Raw genomic sequence first — 20,627 nt, 5'->3', positions numbered from 1 at the left:
CGTGCGAAATTTTTTGGGGAGGATAGCCCTGGCGCCCGCCTGCGCAACAGCAGTCATTAGCGATGCCGCCATCACCATCCGCGATGACAAGCCCGCCATGGCTACAATGGAACCTCTCGTCCGCTTTCCCGCCCGCCCCGCCATGCGTCTCGACCCCACCTCCCTCAAGCTCTTCATCAGCGTGGTCGAGCAAGGCACCATCGCCGCGGCGGCCGAACACGAGCACATCGCCGCGGCCGCCATCAGCAAGCGCATCAGCGAACTGGAAGAGAACCTCAAGATCCGGCTCCTCATCCGCACCAACAAGGGCATCCGCCCCACGCCGGCCGGCGTCGCGCTGTCCACCATGGCGCGGCGCGCGCTGCATGAACTCGATGAAATCTCGGTGCACATGCGCGACTACTCGCGCGGCCTGCGGGGCTTCATCCGGGTACACGCCAATATTTCCGCGATCACCCAGTTCCTGCCTCAGGACATCAAGCTCTTCCTGAACGACTACCCCAACGTGCAAGTCGATCTGGAAGAAAAAATCACCTCGACCATCATCAAATCGGTCGCCGAGAACGCGGCGGACGTGGGCATCTTTTCGGGCACCGCGCCGGACCACGACGTCGAGATCCACCCCTACCGCGAAGACACACTGGCGCTGGTGGTGCCCGCTGACCACCCGCTGCAGGACAGGCCTGGCTTTCGTTTCGCCGACGCGCTGGAATACGACTTCGTGGGGCTGCACCGCGGCAGCGCCATCAACCGCATCCTCTCCAACGCCGCCAGCGATGAAAAGCGCAACATCCAGCTCAAGGTGCAGGTCACTGGCTTCGACGCGCTGTGCTTCATGGTGAACTCTGGGCTGGGCATAGGCGTGCTGCCGCTGGACATCGCGCGCCGCTACTCGGCCATGTTCGACATCCGCATCATTCCCCTGACCGAACCCTGGGCACGACGGCAGATCCAGATCTGTGTGCGCTCCTTCGACGCCCTGCCGACCGCCGCCAAGCTCTTCGTAAACCATCTGAGCAAGCGCCAGCCCTGAGCGGACGCCGTGGAACCGGTCCCTGCATCGGCGCGCGTGCAAAAAAAAACGGAGACGGGGTTGCCGTCTCCGCTGCTGCTGTGTGTTTCCGAGCCTCAGTACGTCATGCGCACGCCCAGCAGCACACTGCGCCCGGGCAGCGGCGCCACCGTCGAAATGAAGGAGGCATGGTTGTACGCCAGCTTGTTCAGCAGGTTGGTGCCGCGCAGGTAGACCTCATAGCCCGTGGCGCCATACTGGCCGCGATAGGCCACCACCGCATTGACCATGTTGTAGCCAGGCGTGCTTTCCTCGTAGGCGGCGATATCCTTCTGCGCAAACACGCGCGCGTATTCGACGCCGCCCGACCACTGCTGCCACTTCATATCGGCGCGCACGCCGGCGCGCGCTGCCGGGATGCGCGGCAGATTGCCGTCGCCACCCGTCAGTTTGCCGCGCACATAGTCGCCGAACACCGCGGCCGAGAACACCGGGGTGAACTGATGGCGCAGTTCGCCTTCCACGCCCGTGAACTCCGCGTCGCGCTGGGTGTACTCGATCAGGCGGAAGTCCTCGTAGCGGTCCAGCGTGTTGGCGTAGATGTAGTTCTTCACCCGGTTATGGAACACGCTGGCCGAGAACGTCGTGTCGCCGGAATGCTTGCGCAGGGTCAGGTCGATGTTGTGCGATGTCTCGCGGCCCAGGTCCGGATTGCCCAGTTCGTAGGTGTTGGTGGCCAGGTGCACGCCGTCCGCATACAGTTCCTGCGCGGTGGGCAGGCGCTGCGAGCGCGACAACGACAGGGCCACGGAATACTGCGGCGCGAAGTCCCAGATGGCCGCGGCCGACAATGACGTACCGGACAGGCTGCTGCGTTGCGCGCCGCCCGTGGGCGAGATGCGCTGCCAGTCCTGCCGCGCGCCCAGCTCGAAGCGCCAGTCGTTCAGTTGGTACTCCTCCAGCACGAACAGGCCGTAAGAGCGCGTCTTGCTGCGCGGCAGGAAGGCCTCTTCGCCATCGGCGCGGAAATCGCTGTAGGCATTCTGCACGCCCACCACCCCGCGCCAGCCTGCGATGGGCTTGTGCTGCATTTCCACGCGCAGGTCGTAGCCCTTGTTCTTGAAGCGGGTACCCACCTCGCCGCCTTCGATTTCGTCATGCTGGTAGTCGGTCAGGCCGCCACGCACGCGGATTTTCTCGAAGCCAGCGAACGGATCCTGGTACTCGGCGCGCAGATCGAGGCGGTTGCTGCGCAGCTTCACGTAAGGCACGCCGCCGTGTTCGTGCTCGTGGTCGTGATCGTGGCCGTCTTCGTCGTGGCCATGATCATGGCCGCCGCAATGCAGGTGCGTGCCATGCGGGTGGCACCCTTCGTATTCGTGGTTGTGTCCGGGCAGGCCGTACTTGCTTTCCAGATGCGTGAACGCCAGGCCGACGTAGCCGCGCGGCGTAATCCAGGACATGCCCACCGTGCCCTGCGTCGACTCGCTGTACGAGCCCTCCAGCTTGCCGCCCGGCCAGTCGGGCACGTCGTAGTCGCTGGTGCGGCGCTTCAGGCCCTCCACGCGCACGGCGAACTGCCCCTCGCCCGCGGTAATGCCGACCGCGCCCGCACGTTCCTTGGTGCCCGTGGCGCCGCGCAGTTCGGCCTCGGCCTCGATGCCCTTCTCCGGCACCGCCGTCGGGATCTTCTTGTCCACCACATTGACCACGCCGCCGATCGCGCCGCCGCCATACAGCAGCGTAGCCGGACCGCGCAGCACTTCGATGCGTTCGGCCAGCAGCGGCTCCACGGTCACGGCGTGGTCGGGAGAAATGCTGGACGCGTCCATGACCTCGGAACCGTCGGACAGCACCTTCACGCGCGGCGCGGTCTGGCCGCGGATCACGGGGCGGCTGGCGCCGCCGCCGAAGGTGTCGCTGTTAACGCCGGGCAGATTCTTCAGCGTGTCGCCCAGGGTGCCGTTGCGCTGTTCGATCAGCGCGTCGCCTTCCAGCACCGAAGCCGGCAAGGTGGTGCTGTTCAGGTCCAACCCCAGCGGGTTGGCGGAAACCGTGATCGGCGCCAGGGTCCTGGCGGCCGAACGTTCCGCGGCGGCTTCCGCAGCTTCGTCGGCCTGCGCGGCGGGCGCGGCCAGCATCAACGCGCAGACCAGAGGTTTCAGCGCGCCCCGGCGCCCCGCCCGCAGGGCAACCCTGCCGCCGCGTTCCCTCTGCCACCCCAGTTTCTTGCCATTCATCATCGCCCTCTTTCAAATGTTATAACGTACCAAATAATTGGCGAATGATATAACATTTCGAAAATGGCGCAAGCTCGGGGACGCCGTGAATCGGCCGCCGCGGCTCATGGCCGGGCCGGCGCGGGCGCGCGTATCATAGGGCGATGGTGTTCCCCCGACTCCCGACTCCTCCCACGCTGACCGACACGGTCGCCAAGCGCCTGCTCGCCGAGATTGACGAGGGTCGCGTGCCGCCCGGGGAAAAATTGCCCACGGAGACCGCGTTGGCCGAACAATTCGGCGTCAGCCGCACGGTCATCCGCGAAGCGGTTTCGCGGCTGCGGCAGGACGGTATCGTCGAAGCGCGGCAAGGCAGCGGCGTATACGTCACCGGCCACGCCGGCAACCGCGCCCTGCGCATCGATGCGGCCGACCTGTCCTCGCTGGACGCCGTGCTGCATATCGTGGACCTGCGCCGCGCGCTGGAAACCGAGATCGCCGCGCAAGCCGCGGCAGTGCGCAAGAAGCAGGACATGGCGGAGATCGACGCCGCGCTGGCCGCCATTTCGCAGGCGGTGGAAAACGGCGGCGACGGCGTGCAGGAAGACGTGGCCTTCCATCGCAGCATCGCCCGCGCCACCGGCAATCCCTATTTCCTGACGACCCTGGCCTTCGTCAGCCAGTTCCTGGAAGCGGCCACACGCGTCACGCGCGCCAACGAGGCCCGCCACGCCAGCCTGATGCGCGACGTGCTGCAGGAACACGTCGCCATCGTCGAAGCCATACGCAGCAAGGACGTGGACGGCGCGCGCGAGGCCGCACGCATCCATATGGTGAACGCGGCCAAGCGCTTGAGCCAGGCGCACCGCTAGGCGGGAAAGCCGCGGCGCGCGCGCTGCGGCCGGCGCCTAGCCGAATGCCTTGATGAAGAAATCCCGCGTGCCGAAATTGCCTGATTTCAGCGCGATGCTGATGTCGCCTTGCGCCGCGGGCGCATGGCCGGAACACCAGGGCACGCCGGGATCGATCTGCTCGCCAATGACGACCTGCTGCAATCCCAAGGCCTGCACCACCGCCCCCGAGGTCTCGCCGCCCGCCACGATCAGTTGCCGCACGCCGCGTTCGACCAGGCCCGCCGCGATACGCGCAATGGCGTCCTCGATCATGGCGCCCACGCGGGCGGCGCCAAGTTCGCTCTGCGCCTGCCGCACCTGCCCGGGCTGAGCGGTGGAGTAGATCAGCACCGGGCCGTCATGCATGCGCGCATCGGCCCAGGCCAGCGCCTCTCCCACGGCGTCGTGGCCCGCCGCCAGCCGCAACGGATCCAGCGCCAGCGCCGGCCGGCCGCTTTCCATGAACGCGGCCACCTGGCCATTGGTCGCCGCCGAGCAACTACCCGCGACCACTGCCTGCAAACCGGGCGCGCGCGGTTGCCGCGCGTCTGCGGACGTCGCCGTCAAGCCCCAGTTTCCGGGCAGTCCGATCGCCACGCCCGAACCCGCCGTCACCAGCGGCATGCCGGCAAGCGCGGGTCCCAAAGCCAGCAGGTCGGCATTGGACACGGCATCCACGATCGCGATCTCCACCCCCTGCGCCCGCAACTCCCGGATGCGGGCGCGGATGGCCTCGCTACCGCGCGCCACGACGCTGTAGTCGATCAGCCCGACGCGGCGCGAAGTCTGCGCGGACAACACGCGCACCAGATTGGGATCGGTCATGGGTGTCAGCGGATGGTGCTGCATGCCCGATTCGTTCAGCAGCACGTCGCCCGCGAACAGATAGCCCTTGAACACCGTGCGCTTATTGTCCGGAAAGGCCGGCGTGGCGATGGTGAAATCCGTGCCCAGCCGCGTCATCAGCGCATCCGCGACCGGTCCGATGTTGCCCTCGGGCGTGCTGTCGAAGGTGGAGCAATACTTGAAGTAGATCTGTTCCGCGCCCTGCGCCAGCAACCAGTCCAGCGCCGCCAGCGACTGCGCCACGGCCTCGGCCGCGGGCAGCGTGCGGGTCTTGAGCGCGACCACCACCGCATCCGCCTCGCCGCGCAGGGGTTCGCCAGGAACGCCTATGGTCTGCACCGTGCGCATGCCGGCGCGCACGAGGTTGTTGGCCAGATCGGTGGCGCCGGTGAAGTCATCGGCGATGCAGCCCAGTTTGATGCTCATTCAGCCTCCGGCAAGGCGATGCCCGGGAATATCTTGATGACCGCGCTGTCGTCCTCGCGGCCGTGGCCGGCGCTGGAGGCCTGCATGAACATCTGATGCGCGGTGGAAGCCAGCGGCAAGGGAAAGCGGGTATGCCGGGCGGTGTCCAGCACCAGTCCCAGGTCCTTGACGAAGATGTCGACCGCGGACAGCGGCGTATAGTCGCCCGCCAGCACATGGGCCATGCGGTTCTCGAACATCCAGCTGTTGCCCGCGCTGTGCGTGATCACTTCATACAGGGCGTCCGCGTCCACGCCCTCGCGCAGGCCCAGCGCCATGGCTTCCGCCGCAGCGGCGATGTGCACGCCCGCCAGCAGCTGGTTGATGATCTTGACCTTGCTGCCCGCTCCGGCGCGATCGCCCAGGCGGTAGACCTTGCCGGCCATGGATTCCAGCACCGCGCCGCAGGCGGCGTAAGCCGCCGCGCGGCCCGCAGTCATCATGGTCATCTCGCCGGAGGCCGCGCGCGCGGCGCCGCCCGAGATGGGCGCATCCAAGTACAGGATTCCCTGCGTTTCGAGCCGCGCCTCCAGCGCGATGGACCAGTTGGGATCCACGGTGGAACACATCACGAACACCGCCCCCGGGCGCAGCGCGGCGGCCAGGCCGCCGTCCCCGTACAGCACCTCCTCGGTCTGCTGGGCATTGACGACCACACTGATGACGATGTCGCAGGCGGCCGCCATGTCGGCCAGGGTGGCGCAGGCCACGCCGCCCTGCGCCGCGAATGCCGCGCAAGCTTCCTGGCGGACGTCGAACACGTGCACGTCGTGGCCGGCCCGGCGCAGGCTTTGCGCGATGCCCGCGCCCATGGCGCCGAGGCCGATGACGCCGACGCGGCGGGAGGGGGGTTGAGGATTGCTCATATCGTTGGCGGTCCCGGCTACGGTAGGAATGGAGAGCAGCCTGCGCTCAGCGCGGCAGGTCGTCGGCCATGTAGGCGCGGATGATGTCCGCGAAATCGGCGTCGCCGCGCAAGCCCAGGCGCTCGGCCCGAGCAGTGTCCCAGCGGCCAGGCCAGCTGCCCACGATGCGCTCGACGCGCTCGTCAGGCTGCCAGCCGACACGGCCGGCGACCTCCTCGCCCGCGACCTGGCGCAGCGCCTGCACCATCTCGCTTGCCGTGACCGAAACCCCTGGCAGATTGATGGGCGCACGGTCCGCGACGGCGGCCGCTTCCAGTTCGCAGCCGGCGATCAGGGCCTGGATCGCGCCGCGCGGCGACAGCAGCCACAGGCGCGTGTCGGCGCTCACCGGGCAGGCGGCCTCCAGGCCGTTCAAGGGTTCGCGGATGATGCCGCTGGCGAACGAGGAAGCCGCCGCATTTGGCCGCCCCGGACGTACGCTGATGGTGGGCAGGCGCAGCACGCGCCCGTCCACATAGCCGCGCCGCGTGTAGTCCGCCAGCAGCAGTTCGGCAATGGCCTTCTGCGTGCCGTAGGACGATTGGGGATTGAGCGCGGTATCGTCGCGCACGGTGTCGGGCAGCGCGCCGCCGTACACCGCGACCGAACTGGTGAAGATCACCCGCGGCTTGTGGCCCAGCGCGCGGCAGGTCTCCAGCAGCGCGCGCGATGCGTCCAGGTTGATGCGCATGCCCAGATCGAAATCGGCCTCCGCCTGCCCGCTGACGATGGCCGCCAGATGGAAGATGGCGCGAGTCTCGGTGTCGATGGCCTGCCGCAACACTGCGGGATCGGCGATATCGCCGACCTGCGCATGGATGCGCGGATCGTCCGGCCCCGGAGCCAGCACCACGTCCAGCAGGTCGATCCGCGTGATGGCTTCAGGCTTGCCGCCATCCAATGCCAGCGTGCCGCGCTCCAGCAGCTTGCGGGCCAGGCGCTGCCCCAGGAATCCGGCGCCGCCGGTGATGAGTATCTTCATATCGCGGTATGCCCCGTGTGGGTCAGATAGGACCGGGCCCAGCCCAGCCCGGCGGAGGTGCCGGCCCGGGGCCGGTATTCGCAGCCGATCCAGCCGGCATAGCCCAGCGCATCGATCTGTTCGAACAGATAGGGATAGTTCAGCTCGCCCAGGTCCGGCTCGTGGCGGTCCGGCACGCCCGCGATCTGGATGTGGCCAATGCCCGCCATGTCCCGCTTGAGCTTGACCGCGATATCGCCTTCCACGATCTGGCAGTGATAGATGTCGAACTGCACCTTCAGGTTATCGGCGCCGACCTCGGCGCATATGGCCTGGGCCTCGTCCTGACGGTTGAGGAAAAAGCCCGGAATGTCGCGCGTGTTGATCGGCTCTATGACCACCGTCACGCCGGCGGATGCCGCGGCGCGCGCGGCCCAGGCGAGGTTCTCCAGATAGACCGCGCGATGCGCTGCGCGGTCCTGCCCGTGCTGTATCAGCCCGGCCATGAGATGCAGCTTGCGGTTGCCCAGCACGGCGGCATATTCCAAGGCCAGGTCGACCCCGCGCCGGAACTCGCTGGCGCGGCCCGGCAGCGAGGCGGTGCCGCGCTCGCCTGCGGCCCAATCGCCGGGCGGCGCGTTGAACAGCGCCTGGGTCAGCCCCTGCTCCTGCAGCCGCGCCTGGAGCTCGGCCGCCGGATACTCGTAGGGAAACAGGAACTCCACACCCGCGAACCCGTCCCTCGCAGCCGCAGCAAAGCGGTCCAGGAAGGGATGCTCGGTGTACATCATGCTGAGATTGGCGGCCAGGCGCGGCATCGCGGTTCCTTGATTCAGTAGCGCGCGCCGAACACGACCCGCAGTTCATCGATGGCCGCGGCGCTCAATGGCGCCGGCCGGGGATTGCTCATCAGCCACAGGCGGGCGGTTTCTTCCAGTTCTTCCAGCGCGTAGGAGGCATGCGCCACGGAGCGTTCCCATACCACCGGCCCCAGGCGCTCGAACAGCGCCCCCCGCACCTCGCCGGCCACCGCGGCGACCTCGGCCGCGGCTTGCGGATCGCCGGGACGGCGATAGGGGATCAGCGGAATCCGGCCGACCTTCATGACCTGATAGGGCGTGATGGGCGGCAGCACTTCATCGGGCCGCCAGACGCCCGCCAACGTCAGCGCCACCAGATGCGTGGAATGCGTGTGTACGATGCCGCGGGCGCCGGGACTGGCCTGGTAGATGCCGCGATGCAGCTCCAGCGTCTTGGACGGCTTGCTGCCCGACACGTGCCTGCCCGCCGCATCGACCTTGGACAGTTCGGCGGGATCCAGCCGTCCGAGGCAGGCGTCGGTCGGCGTGATCAGCCAGCCGTCGTCCAGGCGCGCGCTGATGTTGCCGGCGGCGCCCACGGTATAGCCGCGGTTGTAAAGACTGGCGCCGACGGCGCAGATCTCTTCGCGAATGCGGGATTCTTCAGAATTCATAAGGTCATCATACAAATTTTGGCAAAAAAAGACACCCAGGGTAAGTCCCGGGCAGGAATCCGCGATCCCTGCCCGGCCAGCCTCAGTTCACCGTTATCCCGGCATCCCGGATCAGTTCGGCGAAACGCGGCACGTCGCGCGCGATCAAGGCCTGGAAGGCCGCGGAGCCCTGCTCCTGCGTCCCCGGCGCCTGCGCCGCCAGCTTGTCGAGCGACTCGCGTACATTCGGGCTCTTCAGCGCCGCCGCCAGCGCCTCCTCCAGCCGCGCCACCACCGCCGGCGGCGTGCCCGCCGGCGCGGCAATGCCATTCCAGACGCTCATATTGAATTGCGGCACGCCGCCTTCCGCGAACGTAGGCACATCGGGGATCTGCGGCAGCCGGCTCGGGCTGGCCACGGCCAGCGCCGTGACGCGCTTGCCTTCATGGATGGGAATCATGGTGACCGTCTGGTCGATCACGGCTTCCACGGTGCCCGCCATCAGGTCGCTGATCGCCGGCCCCGCGCCCCGATACGGAATCTGCATGCCCTGGGTCCCGGTGACGTGCAGGAAATAGGCCGCCGCGATATGGCTGGTGGAACCCGAGCCGGCGTTGCCGAAGTTCACGTCCTTGCCTTGCTTGCGCAGGCGTTCGACGAAATCGGACAGCTTGGTGATGCCGCTGGCCTTGCTGACGGAAAGCACCATCGGCACGGTCGCCACCAGTCCGATCGCGGTCATGTCGCGGCGCGGATCGAACTTGCTTGCGGGATAGAGCGACGGTGCGATCGCCAGCGATCCCATATTGCCGAAGGTGATGGTGTAGCCGTCCGGCGCCGCGCGCGCCACGCGCTGGTTGCCGATCATCGTGCCGCCGCCGCCCTGGTTTTCCACCACGACGGGTTGCCCCAGATTCTCGCCCATGGCTTGCGCCACGATGCGGGCCAGGCCGTCCGTGGACCCGCCGGGCGCATAAGGCACCACCATCGAAATGGCGCGCGCGGGATAGCCCTGCGCCCCCGCCAGGGCGCTGAATGCAAACAGGCAGGCGCCAGCAGACGCCAGTATGGTCTTCCTCATGGTTTTGCTCCTCGGTTTTCATGGTTGCCGGCAACAGCCGGCCCTCCGCCTTGTGCCGGCGGATTCTTGCGCTACGTTGGAAGGGAAGCGGCGCGGGCGACAGCCCGGCCGCGGCTTGCTCAGCCTTTGGGCTTGGCGCCCAGCTCCACGCCTGCGAGCTGTTCGGACAGGCGCGCAACGGCGGTATGGTCCTGGCCCTTGCCCAGCGTCTTGCCGGCCGAGGCCCACAGTTCGCGGCACAGCGAGGCGAACGGCGTGGGCGTGCCGGTATCGGTCGCGATGCCCAGCGCGATGCCCAGGTCCTTGACCATCAGGTCCAGGCCGAATCCCGAGTTGAACTGGCGCGACAGCACGAATTGCTTGAACTTCTTCTGGGTCGAATTGTTCATGCCGGTCGACGCGTTGAGCACGTCGACGATCACGTTCGGATCCAGGCCGAACTGCTGGCCGATCAGCATCGCCTCCACCCCGATCAGGAAGCCGCCGGCCGACACCAGGTTGTTCAAGGCCTTCATGGCGTGGGCGCTGCCGACCTCGCCCACCGGCGTAATCGTCGTGCCCATGCTGGACAGGGCCGGGCGCACCCGCTCCAGCGTCGCGGCGGGTCCGCCGTACATGATGGCCAGCTCACCCGTACGTGCGCGCGGCACGCCGCCGGACACCGGGGCGTCGACCATGACGCCGCCGGCGGCGGCAACGGCCTGCGCCAGGCGCTGCGTATGCGCCGGCACGCCGGAACTCATGTCGACCACCACGCTGCCCGGGCGCAGGCCCGCCAGCACGCCTTGTTGGCCGTTGAGCACCTGCTCGACGATCGCGCTGGTGGGCAGCATGGTGAAGACGATGTCGGACTGAGCCGCCAATTCCGCGCAGGTGGCGGCGGCCTGGCCGCCCACTTCCTGGGCGAACTTGTCCGCCTGGCCCGGCACGGCGTCGAACACCGTGACGGCAAAGCCGGCCTGTACCAGACGGGCCGCCATGGGCCAGCCCATGCTGCCGATGCCGATCAGGCCCACGCGCTCCTGCGCGGCGCTCATGCCTTGGACTCCTTGAAGGCGCCCTCTTCTTCCAGCACCTGGTTGGCGACCTTGAATGCATCCAGCCCCGCCGGAATGCCGCAGTAGACCGTGGCCTGCAGCAGGATTTCCTTGATCTCCTCGACCGTCACGCCGTTGTTCAACGCGCCCTTGACGTGCAACTTGATCTCGGCGGGACGGTTCAGTGCCGTGAGCATGGCCAGGTTAAGCATGCTGCGCGTCTTCTTCTCCAGCCCCGGGCGGCCCCAGGTGTAGCCCCAGCACCACTCGGTGGTGATGTGCTGGAAGGCCATCATGAATTCATTGGCGCGGGCCAGCGAGCCGTCCACGTATTCGGTGCCCAGCACTTCGCGGCGCAGGTTCAGGCCTTGGTCGAACAGGGCCTGGGTTTCGGATTTGGTGTCTGCCATGAGTTCCTCTTGCGTGATGGGGTGAGGGGTTGCGGAGCAGGCGTCCGCCTGGTCCATTTTGTCTGATTGTCCGGCAACTTTCCCGCAATCGTCAATAGTCAGATTGTCAGACAATCTTCTTGACTGCTTAAGATTTGAGCAGAATAATGTGCCGCAGAGCGCCGGGCCGGCAGCCTTGCGCCACACCCGAAAAAAGCCAGGAGACAGACATGACAAAACCCCAACAGGCCATGCGCCGCGGGCGCAGGGAATTCGTCGCTGGATTGGGCGCGGCCGCGCTGGCCGCCAGCTTGCCCGGCCGCGCACTGGCCGCGCCGGCGGAAATCAACGTCGGCGTGATCCTGCCGCTGTCGGGCGCCAACGCCCAGTTCGGCATCAATTCGCGCCAGGGACTGGAGCTGGCCGCCGACGAGATCAACGCAGCCGGCGGCATCAAGGCCATGGGTGGGGCCAAGCTCAAGCTCATCATTGCCGACGCCACTTCCCAGCCCACCACCGCGGCCACCGTGGCGCAGCGCCTGATCACGCAGAACCGCTGCGTGGCCATCATCGGCGCCTACGCCTCGTCGCTGACGCTGGCAATCTCGGAAGTGACCGAGCGCCGCGGCATCCCCCTGCTCACCATGTCGTTCTCCGACGTGCTCACCGAGCGCGGCTTCAAGCACATCTTCCAGGTGGTATCCAAAGGCTCGGTGCTGGGCCGCGCGCAGTATGACTATGCGGCCTCGGTGGTGGCGGGCGCTTCGGACATCAAGAAGATCGCGCTGCTGTACGAGGACACCGCCTACGGCACCTCGCAGGCGGTCGGCGTGCGCAATGCGGCCAAGGCGGCGGGCGCGCAGGTCGTGCTGGACGAGGCCTATCCGCTGGGCATCACCGACGTCACGCCGCTGATCAGCAAGCTGCGCGGATCGGACGCCCAGATCGTGTTCCCGATCTCGTACCTGAACGACAGCCTGCTGATCATCCGCGTCATGCGGCAGCAGCGCCTGACCGTGCCCATCGTGGGCGGAGCCGCGGGCTACGTCATTCCCGACTTCGCCAAGGCCCTGGGGCAGTACTCCGAGGCGGTGCTGTCGATCGCCCCCGCCAACTACGACCAGGCGCCCGAATACACCGAGCGCTACCGCAAGCGCTTCGGCACCTTCATGCCGCACGAGGCGCTGGAACATGCGGTGTGCGCGGGCGTGCTGGCCCAGGCGCTGGAAGTCGCCGCGTCCGACAAGCCGGAAGCGGTCTCCCAGGCGCTGCGCGCGCAGAAGTACGACCAGGGCTGGGCCGGCGTGATGTCGGGCGGCGGCGTGCATTTCGACGCCAACGGCCTGAACACCATGGCGCAGCCCATCATGGTCCAGTGGCAAAAGGGCGAACTGGTCTCGGTCTGGCCGCAGGCGCTGGCCAAGGGCCGCGTCATCACGGCCTCCTGAACCCCACGCGCGGAGCACGGTCATGCAATTCCTGCAGGCACTGGTGGACGGCATTCTGCTGGGCGGGGTCTACGCGGTCATCTCCATCGGGCTCACGCTCGTCTTCGGCGTGGTGTCCATCGTCAACTTCGCCCAGGCCGAATTCTTGATGGTGGGCATGTTCGTGGCGTACTTCGCCTGGAAGCTGCTCGGCCTGGACCCCCTGCTGGGGTCGCTGCTGTCGTTCGCGGTGGCCTTTGCGCTGGGCGTGCTGACGCAGAAGTACCTGATCAACCGGGTACTGAAGGCGCCGGCGGTCGCGCAGATCTTCCTGACGGTGGGCCTGCTCATCGTCATGGAGAACCTGGCGCTGATCCTGTTCGGATCCGAGTTCCGCTCGGTGCAGACGCCCTACCAGATGACCGCGCTGGCCGTGGGCCCCATCCTGCTCAGCGCCCCCTACCTGCTGGCCTTCGCGGTCGCGTCGGTGGCGGGCCTGGCCCTGTGGTGGGTGCTGAAGAAAACCTGGTGGGGCATGGCGGTGCGCGCCACCGCCCAGGATCCCATGGCCGCCAGGCTGTCCGGCATCTCCACCCACCGCGTGCACCAACTGGCTTTCGGGCTGGGCGTGGGCATGACGGCGCTGGGCGGCGGCATCATCCTGCCCTACTTGACCGCCTCGACCACCGTCGGCGCGCAGTTCAGCGTGCTGATGTTCACGGCGGTGGTGCTGGGCGGGCTGGGCAGCGTGATAGGCGCGGTGGTGGGCGGCGTGGCGGTCGGCGTGATCCAGTCGCTGTCGTCGCTGGTGCTGCCGATGCAGCTGCAAAACCTGGCGCTGTTCGCCATCTTCATCCTGGTGCTGGCCGTGCGCCCGGAAGGTCTTCTGAAAAGGGCGGGCTGATGACCAAGAACCGACAACTCCTGCTGTGGGCGCTGCCGCTGGCGGCCGCCCTGATCGTGCCGTGGCTGATGGAAGACCAGGGCTACGGTATCCGCGTGCTGACGCTGGTGCTGCTGTTTGCCGCCATGGGCCAGTCCTGGAACATCGTGGGCGGCCTGGCCAACCAGATCTCGCTGGGCCATGCGGCCTTCTTCGGACTAGGCGCCTACACCTCGACCCTGCTGCTCATGCGCTACGGGATCTCGCCCTGGCTGGGCATCGTCGCCGCCATGGCGGTGGCCGCGGCCGCGGGCGCGCTGCTCAGCCTGCCCACCATGCGGCTGCGCGGACATTACTTCGCGCTGGCCACGCTGGCCTTCGGCGAAGTGCTGCGCGCCATCGCCAACACCTGGGCCTCCGTAACGGGCGGGCCGGTCGGCGTGTCCATCCCGTTCTCGGAAGGACTGGCCCAGATGCAGTTCAAGTCCAGCATCCCCTACTACTACCTGATGCTGGCGGCCGCGGTGATTACCTCGATCGCGTTCGCGCTGATCAGCCATTCGCGCCTGGGCTACCGCCTGCGCGCGGTCAAGGCCAACCCGCAGGCCGCCGAAGTCATCGGCGTCGACACCGCCCGCACCCGCATCCTTGCCGCCGTCATCTCGGCCGCGCTGATGGGCGCCTGCGGCACGCTGTACGCGCAGTTCATCTACTTCTTCGACCCGGACACGGTCTTCTCGCTGGTCGGCATCTCGGTGCGCGTGGCGCTGATCTGCATCATCGGCGGCGTGGGCACGGTAGCCGGCCCGCTGATCGGCGCGCTGGTCATCATCCCGCTGGAAGAGACGTTCAACGACTGGCTGTCGGGCCACACCGCGGGCGTATCGCAGCTGGCCTTCGGGCTGATCCTGATCGCCATCATCCTGATCGAGCCGCGCGGCCTGTCGGCGCTGTGGACCCGGCTGCGCAACCTGACGCGAGGCCAGCATGCCTGACATCCTCAAGGTCTCACGCATCCAGCGCCGCTTCGGCGGCCTGAAAGCCGTGGACGACGTGTCGTTCACCGTGGCCCGCGGCGACATCCTGGGCCTCATCGGCCCCAATGGCGCCGGCAAGACCACCCTGTTCAACCTGCTGGTCGGGCTGTACCGCGGCAATGGCGGCAGCATCGAACTGGAAGGGCGCGACATCAGCGGCCTGCGGCCCCACCAGATCGCGGCGCTGGGCATGACCAAGACCTTCCAGAACGTGGCGCTGTTTCCCGAGATGACGGTGCTGGACAACGTGCTGGTCGGCGGGCTGCTGCGCCACGACGTCGGCCGGGCGCGCCGGCTTGCGCTGGACAATCTCGACCGCGTCGGCCTGTCCGGCATCGCCGCCAAGCCCGCCGGCGAACTGTCGTTTCCCGAGCAGGCGCGGGTGGAACTGGCGCGCGCGCTGTGCACCGACCCCAAGGTATTCCTGCTGGACGAGGTCATGGCGGCGCTGAACGAATCCGAGATGGACGCCCTGCTGGACCTGATCCGCACCCTGCGCGACGAGTCCGGCATCACCTTCATCGTGGTGGAACACCATATGCGCGCCATCATGCGCCCGTGCAACCGGATCCTGGTGCTGTCCTTCGGCCAGAAGATCGCCGAGGGCAGCCCGGCGCAGATCGCGGCAGATCCCACGGTGATCGAGGTCTACCTGGGCAAGTCGCTGGAGCAGCTGGAGGTGCCGGCATGAGCCTGTTGCAGATCCAGGGGCTGACCGCCGCCTACGACCGCAGCCCGGTGCTGCGCGACATCACGCTGGACGTGCCCGCGGGCGGCTTCGTCGCCGTGGTCGGCGCCAACACGGCTGGCAAGAGCACGCTGCTGCGCTGCATCTCCGGCCTGCTCGACAAGGTCGGCGGCAGTGTCAGGTTCGACGGGCAGGAGATCCTGCGCCTGGCGCCGCACCGCGTCCCCGAGCTAGGCATCGCCCACGTGCCGGAAGGCCGTCACGTCTTTCCGGAAATGACGGTCGAGGAAAACCTGTACCTGGGCGGCTACACCCGCCGCCGCGACATGGCGGCGGTCAGGCGCGGCTGCGAGCGGATCTACGCGCTGTTTCCACGGTTGCGGGAACGGCGCCGCCAGCAGGCCGGCACGCTATCCGGCGGCGAGCAGCAGATGGTGGCCTTCGGCCGCGCCTTGATGCTGGAGCCGCGGCTGTTGCTGCTGGACGAGCCCAGCCACGGCCTGGCACCCAAAATCGTCGAGGAGATGCACCAGGCCATGATAGACATCCACCGCAGCGGCCTGACCATCTTGCTGGTGGAGCAGAACACGCGCCTGGCGCTATCGGTGGCCGAGTACGCGTACGTGCTGCAGTCGGGTTCCCTGGTGCTGTCCGGCCCCAGCGCCGAACTGCTGGAAGACGGCCGCGTGCGGGCGGCCTACCTCGGTTTGTAGCCATGGCCCGCCGACGGGATATATTGCGTCTTTACGTAGACACGGCGGTTCGCCGCGGCGCGGCCATGAGCCTGCGCCGGCGCGCCGGCCCGCCGCCAGCTTAAGCGAGAGACAGCCATGGCCAGCCCGACAGGCGCGGTATTCGAAAAACCCGGCACCCTGCGCACCCGCGTGGAGGAATTCCTGCGCGCGTCCATCATGGACGGACGGATCAAGGGCGGAGAACGCCTGCGCGAACAGGAACTGTGCGATCAGCTCGGCATCAGCCGCAGCACGCTGCGCGAGGCGCTGCGCACCCTGGAGGCCGAGCGCCTGATTTCCATCGAACCGCACCGCGGCCCCACCGTGGTGCGCATCACCGAAAAAGCGGCCCACGACCTCTATGCCCTGCGCGCCCTGCTGGAAGGCTACGCCGCGCATGAATTCGCCAGGCTGGCAAGCGATGCCGACGTCGAACGCCTGCGCAAGGCGGTGGACGCCCTGCACCGCCAGGCCAAGGGCAGCAACAAGGCGGCCCTGCTGGCGGCCAAGCGCGACTTCTACGACGTGCTGCTGAGCGGCTGCGACAACGACCTGGTCAAGGACATGCTGCCGGGCCTGCTGTCGCGCATCAATCTGCTGCGCGCCACCTCGTTCGCGCGCGCCGACCGCCTGCCGGAAAGCATGGCCGAAATCGACCTGATCTTCGAGCGCATCCGGGCTCGGAATCCGCAAGGCGCGCAAAGCGCGGCGCAGAGCCATATCGTGAACGCGGAACGCACCGCGCTCGAAGTGCTCAAGCGCCAGCAACAGGAGACATCCGACAGTGAAGGCGATCGTCCAGAAACTAAAGGCCGGGGCAGCCCTGGCTCAGCAGGATAGCGAATTCATCCTGGCCGCGCGCGGCCTGCCCTGCGCCATCTGGCTGCAAGCAGGACCCGCGCCCGATGAAAGAATCGCGGCCTGGGCAGGCCAGCCCGCCGCCCCCTCGCAATGCATTGTCGTCAGCGCGCCGCCCGAAACCTGGCACAAGCTGCTCTGCGACACCCCGCCCCCGGGCTACCACTCCTTCACCGCGGCCCGCCGCCAGGCGCACGGCCTGCGCGTCAGCGGCGACGCGCTAGCCGTCGCCCAGGCCCTGCACCCGCTGGAACGGCTGTTCGAGATCCTGCGCGGCCAGCTCGCCGCCACTCCCGAATGGCTGGACCGCAGCCCGATTTCCGGCGCCTACGCCACCCTCGATATCGGCCCGGCCCGGACCTCTCTCTACTATGAAACCAGCGGCCTCGACGCCGGCCCCCCACTGCTGATGCTGCACACGGCGGGCGCGGACTCCCGCCAGTACCATGCGCTGATGGCCGATCCCGAACTGCGACGGCAATGGCGCATGATCGCCTTCGACATGCCCGGGCACGGGCGCAGCATGCCCCTGTCCGGCCAGGCCTGGACCGCTGAAGGTCTCACGCGCGACGCCTATCTGCAGACCTGCCTGGCGGTGATCCGCCAGATCGCGGGCGCGCCGGCGGCGCTGCTGGGCTGCTCGATGGGCGCGGCGATGGCGCTGGTGGTCGCGGCAAGCAGCCCCGCCGACGTGGCCGGCGTGGTCGCGCTGGAGGCTCCTTATAAGGCCGCTGGACGGCGCACCCCCATGCTGTGCCACCCCCAGGTCAACCAGGCGGCGCACAACCCCGCCTACGTGCGCGGCCTGATGGGACCGGCTTCCACCCTGCAGGCGCGGCGCGACGCGGCCTGGATCTACTCGCAGGGCGGCTTCAATGTCTATGCCAACGATCTCTGGTTCTACAGCGAAGATTTCAACGCCGCCGAGCACCTGGCCGGCCTCAACGCCGATGCCTTCGGCATATCGCTGCTGACTGGCGCCTACGATTATTCGGCCAGCCCCGAGGATTCCCGCCGGGTCGCGGCCCTGATTCCCGGCGCGCGCTTTCAGGCCATGCCGGAACTGGGACATTTCCCCATGGTCGAGAACCCGCAACGCCTCATGGACTATCTGCGGCCCGAGCTGGACCGCCTGCGCAATCACGGAGCCATCGCATGACGCTGCCCAACTACGAGGTCTACGCCCTGCGCTACGCCACGGTGGCGCGGCAGCGCAGCCAGAACTTCATCACGCCGCCCGACCCGCACGACGGCCCCATGCCGATGGACTATTTCGTCTGGGTCATCCGCGACGGCGCGCGCGCCTACCTGGTGGACACGGGATTCAATGAAGAGGCTGCGCGCGCCCGTGGCCGCGAGTTCCTGCGCTGCCCAATAGAGGCGCTGGCGAAACTTGGCATCGCGCCCGCCGACATCCGCGACGTCATCGTCACGCATCTGCACTACGACCACGCCGGCAACATCCGCAAGCTGCCGCAAGCCCGCCTGCATCTGCAGGAAAGCGAGCTGCATTACGCCTGCGGCTGCAATATGCGCTTCGACATGCTGCGCCACGCCTATGCGGTGGAAGACGTGGTGGACGTGGTGCGGGGCGTGTACGACAAGCGCGTGGCCTTCTACCACGGCCACGACGAGATCGCGCCCGGCCTGCAGTTGCTGCACATCGGCGGCCACACCCGCGGGCTGCAGGCGGTGCGCGTGCACACCGCGCGCGGCTGGATGGTGCTGGCCTCCGACGCCAGCCACTACTACGACAACATGGGCCGCGATGCGCCCTTTCCCATCGTCCACAACGTGGCCGACATGCTGGCGGGCTACGAGATCCTGCTGAAATTCGCGGAATCTCCCGACCACATCGTGCCAGGACACGATCCTCTGGTCAGGACGCGGTATCCGGGCCTGAGCGGCGCGGATACCGAAGTGGTGGCGCTGCACCTGGGCCACGGCGCGCGCCCCTGAATGCTGGCGTTTCGCGCCAGCGGCGCGGCATCACAAGCCCAGCGGCCGGATCGCCTCGTCCACGTCTTCCGCCGACATGTCCTGCACGATGAGGACCATGGCGCCCGCCCGCTGCGCGCCATCCGCTCCTTCCACAGGCTCGGGCACCGAGAAGACATGGCGCACGCCGTGGACGGCCCGCAGGGTCCCGTCCGTCCAGAGCAAGAGCCCCTTCGCACGCAATAGCCGGTCGCCGACCTGGCGCTGCATGTGCCGGGTCCAGCGCGCATAGTCCTCCCAACCCACCGGCCGGCTCTGGGTAAAGGCGTAGGACACGATGCCGTAGCGCAACACGTGCGCCAGCGGCCCCGCGGTTGGCGCCGCGTGCAGCGCCGCAACATCCAGATGCTCGGCGCGCAGTCCGTCGAACAGCGCGGGCGCGTCCTCATCCACGGTGTCCGGCGACACGGGGCGAATGGGCGCGCTGGCGTTGTAGCCGCGCAGCGCAACGCGCAGTGCGCCCACGGCGGCCTCATCGGCCAGATCGGTCTTGGTCAGCGCGATGCGGTCGGCGATGGCGATCTGGGTGCTGGCTTCGCGGTAGGCGTCCAGCGTCGGCAGGCCATGCAGCGCGTCCGCCGTCGCCACCACGCCGCCGAAGCGGTAGTGGCGGGCAATGAGCGGATCCGCCGCCAGCGTGTTGATGACCGGGCAGGGATCCGCCAGCCCCGAGGTTTCCACCACCACCCGCGTAAACGCGGGGATCTCGCCGCGCTGGCGCCGGTAATAGAGCGACTCCAGCGTATCCTGCAGCGAACTGGTCGCCGCGCAGCACAGGCAGCCGGAATCCAGCAGCACCACGTCGGTATCGTCGGCGCGGCCCACCAGCATGTGGTCCAGGCCGATCTCGCCAAACTCGTTGATGACCACCGCCGTGTCGGCAAAGCGCGGGCTGCGCACCAGGCGCGACAGCAGCGTGGTCTTGCCGCTGCCCAGGAAGCCCGTCAGCAGGTAGACCGGCAACGGTCCGGCGGTCGTGGGCATGGGCAGCTCAGGCCTGTTCCGCGGCGGGTGCGGGCAGGTTGCGCAGATAGTCCTGCACTTCGCGCGACGGAATCACGTCGGCGTACTTGCAGTTCAGGTCGAACAGGCTCATCGCGTGGCTGGCCTGGAAGCGGTCGAACGCAGCCTCTTCGGGAATGATGACCTTGAAGTTGTACGAGTAGGCATCCACCGTGGTGGCGCGCAGGCATCCCGAAGACGTGCAGCCCACCAGGATGAGGGTGTCCACGTCCAGGAAGTTCAGGTGGCTCATGAAGATGGTGCCGAAGAAGCAGGACGGCTTCTGCTTGGTGATGCGGATGTCCTGCGGCCGCGGCGCCAGCGGCTCCACGGTCTGCGTGGCGTGGGTATTGGCGAGCACGGTCTTCTCGCCGCCGCGATGGTTCTTGCCCACTTGCACGCCGCTGTCCAGCAGATCGGCGCGGCGGCCGCTTTCGGTATAGAAGACCGGTATGTTCTTGTCGCGCGCCAGCTCCAGCAGCGGCACGATGTGCGCCACCGCGTCCCAGGCCTCGCGGCCGCAATGGGTGCGGTACTGCTTCAGTCCTTCCAGGATGTCCTGGGGCGTGTCGCCGCAGAAGTTGTACTGCACGTCGATGATGAACAGGGCCGGACGTTTGCCGAAGCCGCCGCGCTTGCCATAGCCGGCCTGCGCCAGCACCTGCTTGTCGCGCTCGGTCAGAAAATCGTCCCAGATTCGCTTGGTTTCGCTCATGGTAATGCCTGCCAGAAAGAGAGT

Annotated in this window: 21 protein-coding genes; 10 read left to right on the top strand and 11 right to left on the bottom strand. The window is 67.7% G+C overall.

Annotated elements, in window-relative coordinates; translation table 11 throughout:
* Positions 1–142: 142 nt before the first annotated feature.
* On the top strand, positions 143–1,033 hold the full coding sequence (locus ACZ5YA_RS24850; protein WP_059378055.1) for a LysR family transcriptional regulator: 891 nt from the start codon (positions 143–145) through the stop codon (positions 1,031–1,033).
* Positions 1,034–1,128: 95 nt separating this feature from the next.
* Here the strand turns inward: ACZ5YA_RS24850 and ACZ5YA_RS24845 are convergent, their stop codons facing one another.
* Positions 1,129–3,153 (bottom strand): TonB-dependent receptor domain-containing protein, encoded by a 2,025-nt coding sequence (locus ACZ5YA_RS24845; RefSeq protein ID WP_410469193.1) that lies wholly within the window; start codon positions 3,151–3,153, stop codon positions 1,129–1,131.
* A gap of 242 nt (positions 3,154–3,395) precedes the next feature.
* Here ACZ5YA_RS24845 and ACZ5YA_RS24840 point away from each other — a divergent pair, with 242 nt between their 5' ends.
* On the top strand, positions 3,396–4,103 hold the full coding sequence (locus ACZ5YA_RS24840; protein ID WP_059378058.1) for a FadR/GntR family transcriptional regulator: 708 nt from the start codon (positions 3,396–3,398) through the stop codon (positions 4,101–4,103).
* Between the two features lie 36 nt (positions 4,104–4,139).
* Here ACZ5YA_RS24840 and otnK read toward each other — a convergent pair whose 3' ends face one another.
* The 8 genes from otnK to ACZ5YA_RS24800 form a co-directional block, all read right to left on the bottom strand.
* Positions 4,140–5,396 (bottom strand): 3-oxo-tetronate kinase, encoded by a 1,257-nt coding sequence (otnK, locus tag ACZ5YA_RS24835; RefSeq protein WP_464091374.1) that lies wholly within the window; start codon positions 5,394–5,396, stop codon positions 4,140–4,142.
* The gene (ltnD, locus tag ACZ5YA_RS24830) at positions 5,393–6,301 is read right to left on the bottom strand and encodes an L-threonate dehydrogenase (protein ID WP_464091373.1); all 909 of its coding nucleotides are present in this window, start codon (positions 6,299–6,301) and stop codon (positions 5,393–5,395) included. The genes otnK and ltnD overlap by 4 nt, the downstream gene beginning before the upstream one ends.
* A 46-nt stretch (positions 6,302–6,347) precedes the next feature.
* Positions 6,348–7,322, bottom strand: coding sequence for a D-erythronate dehydrogenase (gene denD / locus ACZ5YA_RS24825; RefSeq protein ID WP_118931655.1), 975 nt, complete (start codon positions 7,320–7,322; stop codon positions 6,348–6,350).
* A complete protein-coding gene (gene otnI, locus ACZ5YA_RS24820; protein WP_464091372.1) occupies positions 7,319–8,119 on the bottom strand; it encodes a 2-oxo-tetronate isomerase in 801 nt (266 codons plus the stop codon). Before otnI ends, denD begins: the two co-directional genes overlap by 4 nt.
* 14 nt (positions 8,120–8,133) lie before the next feature.
* Positions 8,134–8,775 carry a 3-oxo-tetronate 4-phosphate decarboxylase gene (gene otnC / locus ACZ5YA_RS24815; RefSeq protein WP_118931653.1) on the bottom strand — a complete coding sequence of 214 codons (642 nt, stop codon included), beginning with the start codon at positions 8,773–8,775 and terminating at the stop codon, positions 8,134–8,136.
* Positions 8,776–8,857: 82 nt separating this feature from the next.
* A complete protein-coding gene (locus tag ACZ5YA_RS24810; RefSeq protein WP_059378074.1) occupies positions 8,858–9,835 on the bottom strand; it encodes a Bug family tripartite tricarboxylate transporter substrate binding protein in 978 nt (325 codons plus the stop codon).
* A gap of 119 nt (positions 9,836–9,954) precedes the next feature.
* Positions 9,955–10,872: an NAD(P)-dependent oxidoreductase gene (locus ACZ5YA_RS24805; protein WP_251878101.1), complete on the bottom strand. Its 918-nt coding sequence runs from the start codon at positions 10,870–10,872 to the stop codon at positions 9,955–9,957.
* Positions 10,869–11,282: a carboxymuconolactone decarboxylase family protein gene (locus ACZ5YA_RS24800; RefSeq protein WP_059378339.1), complete on the bottom strand. Its 414-nt coding sequence runs from the start codon at positions 11,280–11,282 to the stop codon at positions 10,869–10,871. The genes ACZ5YA_RS24805 and ACZ5YA_RS24800 overlap by 4 nt, the downstream gene beginning before the upstream one ends.
* Positions 11,283–11,491: 209 nt before the next feature.
* On the opposite strand from ACZ5YA_RS24800, the gene ACZ5YA_RS24795 reads away from it, so the two are divergent.
* The 8 genes from ACZ5YA_RS24795 (at position 11,492) to ACZ5YA_RS24760 (ending at position 18,847) form a co-directional block, all read left to right on the top strand.
* Entirely contained in the window at positions 11,492–12,709 is a 1,218-nt protein-coding gene (locus tag ACZ5YA_RS24795) for an ABC transporter substrate-binding protein (protein WP_059378078.1), read from the top strand.
* A gap of 22 nt (positions 12,710–12,731) precedes the next feature.
* Entirely contained in the window at positions 12,732–13,592 is an 861-nt protein-coding gene (locus ACZ5YA_RS24790) for a branched-chain amino acid ABC transporter permease (RefSeq protein WP_059378080.1), read from the top strand.
* A complete protein-coding gene (locus ACZ5YA_RS24785; protein WP_464091371.1) occupies positions 13,592–14,566 on the top strand; it encodes a branched-chain amino acid ABC transporter permease in 975 nt (324 codons plus the stop codon). Before ACZ5YA_RS24790 ends, ACZ5YA_RS24785 begins: the two co-directional genes overlap by 1 nt.
* Entirely contained in the window at positions 14,559–15,299 is a 741-nt protein-coding gene (locus tag ACZ5YA_RS24780; protein ID WP_464091370.1) for an ABC transporter ATP-binding protein, read from the top strand. The genes ACZ5YA_RS24785 and ACZ5YA_RS24780 overlap by 8 nt, the downstream gene beginning before the upstream one ends.
* Positions 15,296–16,009 carry an ABC transporter ATP-binding protein gene (locus tag ACZ5YA_RS24775; RefSeq protein ID WP_059378086.1) on the top strand — a complete coding sequence of 238 codons (714 nt, stop codon included), beginning with the start codon at positions 15,296–15,298 and terminating at the stop codon, positions 16,007–16,009. Before ACZ5YA_RS24780 ends, ACZ5YA_RS24775 begins: the two co-directional genes overlap by 4 nt.
* Before the next feature lie 117 nt (positions 16,010–16,126).
* Complete coding sequence (locus ACZ5YA_RS24770) at positions 16,127–16,870, top strand: GntR family transcriptional regulator (protein WP_464091369.1); 744 nt, start codon at positions 16,127–16,129, stop codon at positions 16,868–16,870.
* Positions 16,815–18,047 carry an alpha/beta fold hydrolase gene (locus ACZ5YA_RS24765; RefSeq protein ID WP_464091368.1) on the top strand — a complete coding sequence of 411 codons (1,233 nt, stop codon included), beginning with the start codon at positions 16,815–16,817 and terminating at the stop codon, positions 18,045–18,047. Before ACZ5YA_RS24770 ends, ACZ5YA_RS24765 begins: the two co-directional genes overlap by 56 nt.
* Positions 18,044–18,847: an N-acyl homoserine lactonase family protein gene (locus ACZ5YA_RS24760; RefSeq protein WP_464091367.1), complete on the top strand. Its 804-nt coding sequence runs from the start codon at positions 18,044–18,046 to the stop codon at positions 18,845–18,847. The genes ACZ5YA_RS24765 and ACZ5YA_RS24760 overlap by 4 nt, the downstream gene beginning before the upstream one ends.
* A gap of 30 nt (positions 18,848–18,877) precedes the next feature.
* On the opposite strand, the gene ACZ5YA_RS24755 is transcribed toward ACZ5YA_RS24760, so the two are convergent.
* On the bottom strand, positions 18,878–19,870 hold the full coding sequence (locus ACZ5YA_RS24755) for a CobW family GTP-binding protein (RefSeq protein WP_464091366.1): 993 nt from the start codon (positions 19,868–19,870) through the stop codon (positions 18,878–18,880).
* Between the two features lie 7 nt (positions 19,871–19,877).
* Positions 19,878–20,603, bottom strand: coding sequence for an isochorismatase family protein (locus ACZ5YA_RS24750; protein ID WP_059378098.1), 726 nt, complete (start codon positions 20,601–20,603; stop codon positions 19,878–19,880).
* Positions 20,604–20,627 lie beyond the last annotated feature (24 nt).

It is taken from the genome of Achromobacter sp. JCM 18799 (assembly GCF_055395645.1).
Note: the sequence above shows the minus strand (reverse complement) of the source record. Positions and strands in the feature narration are given on the sequence as shown.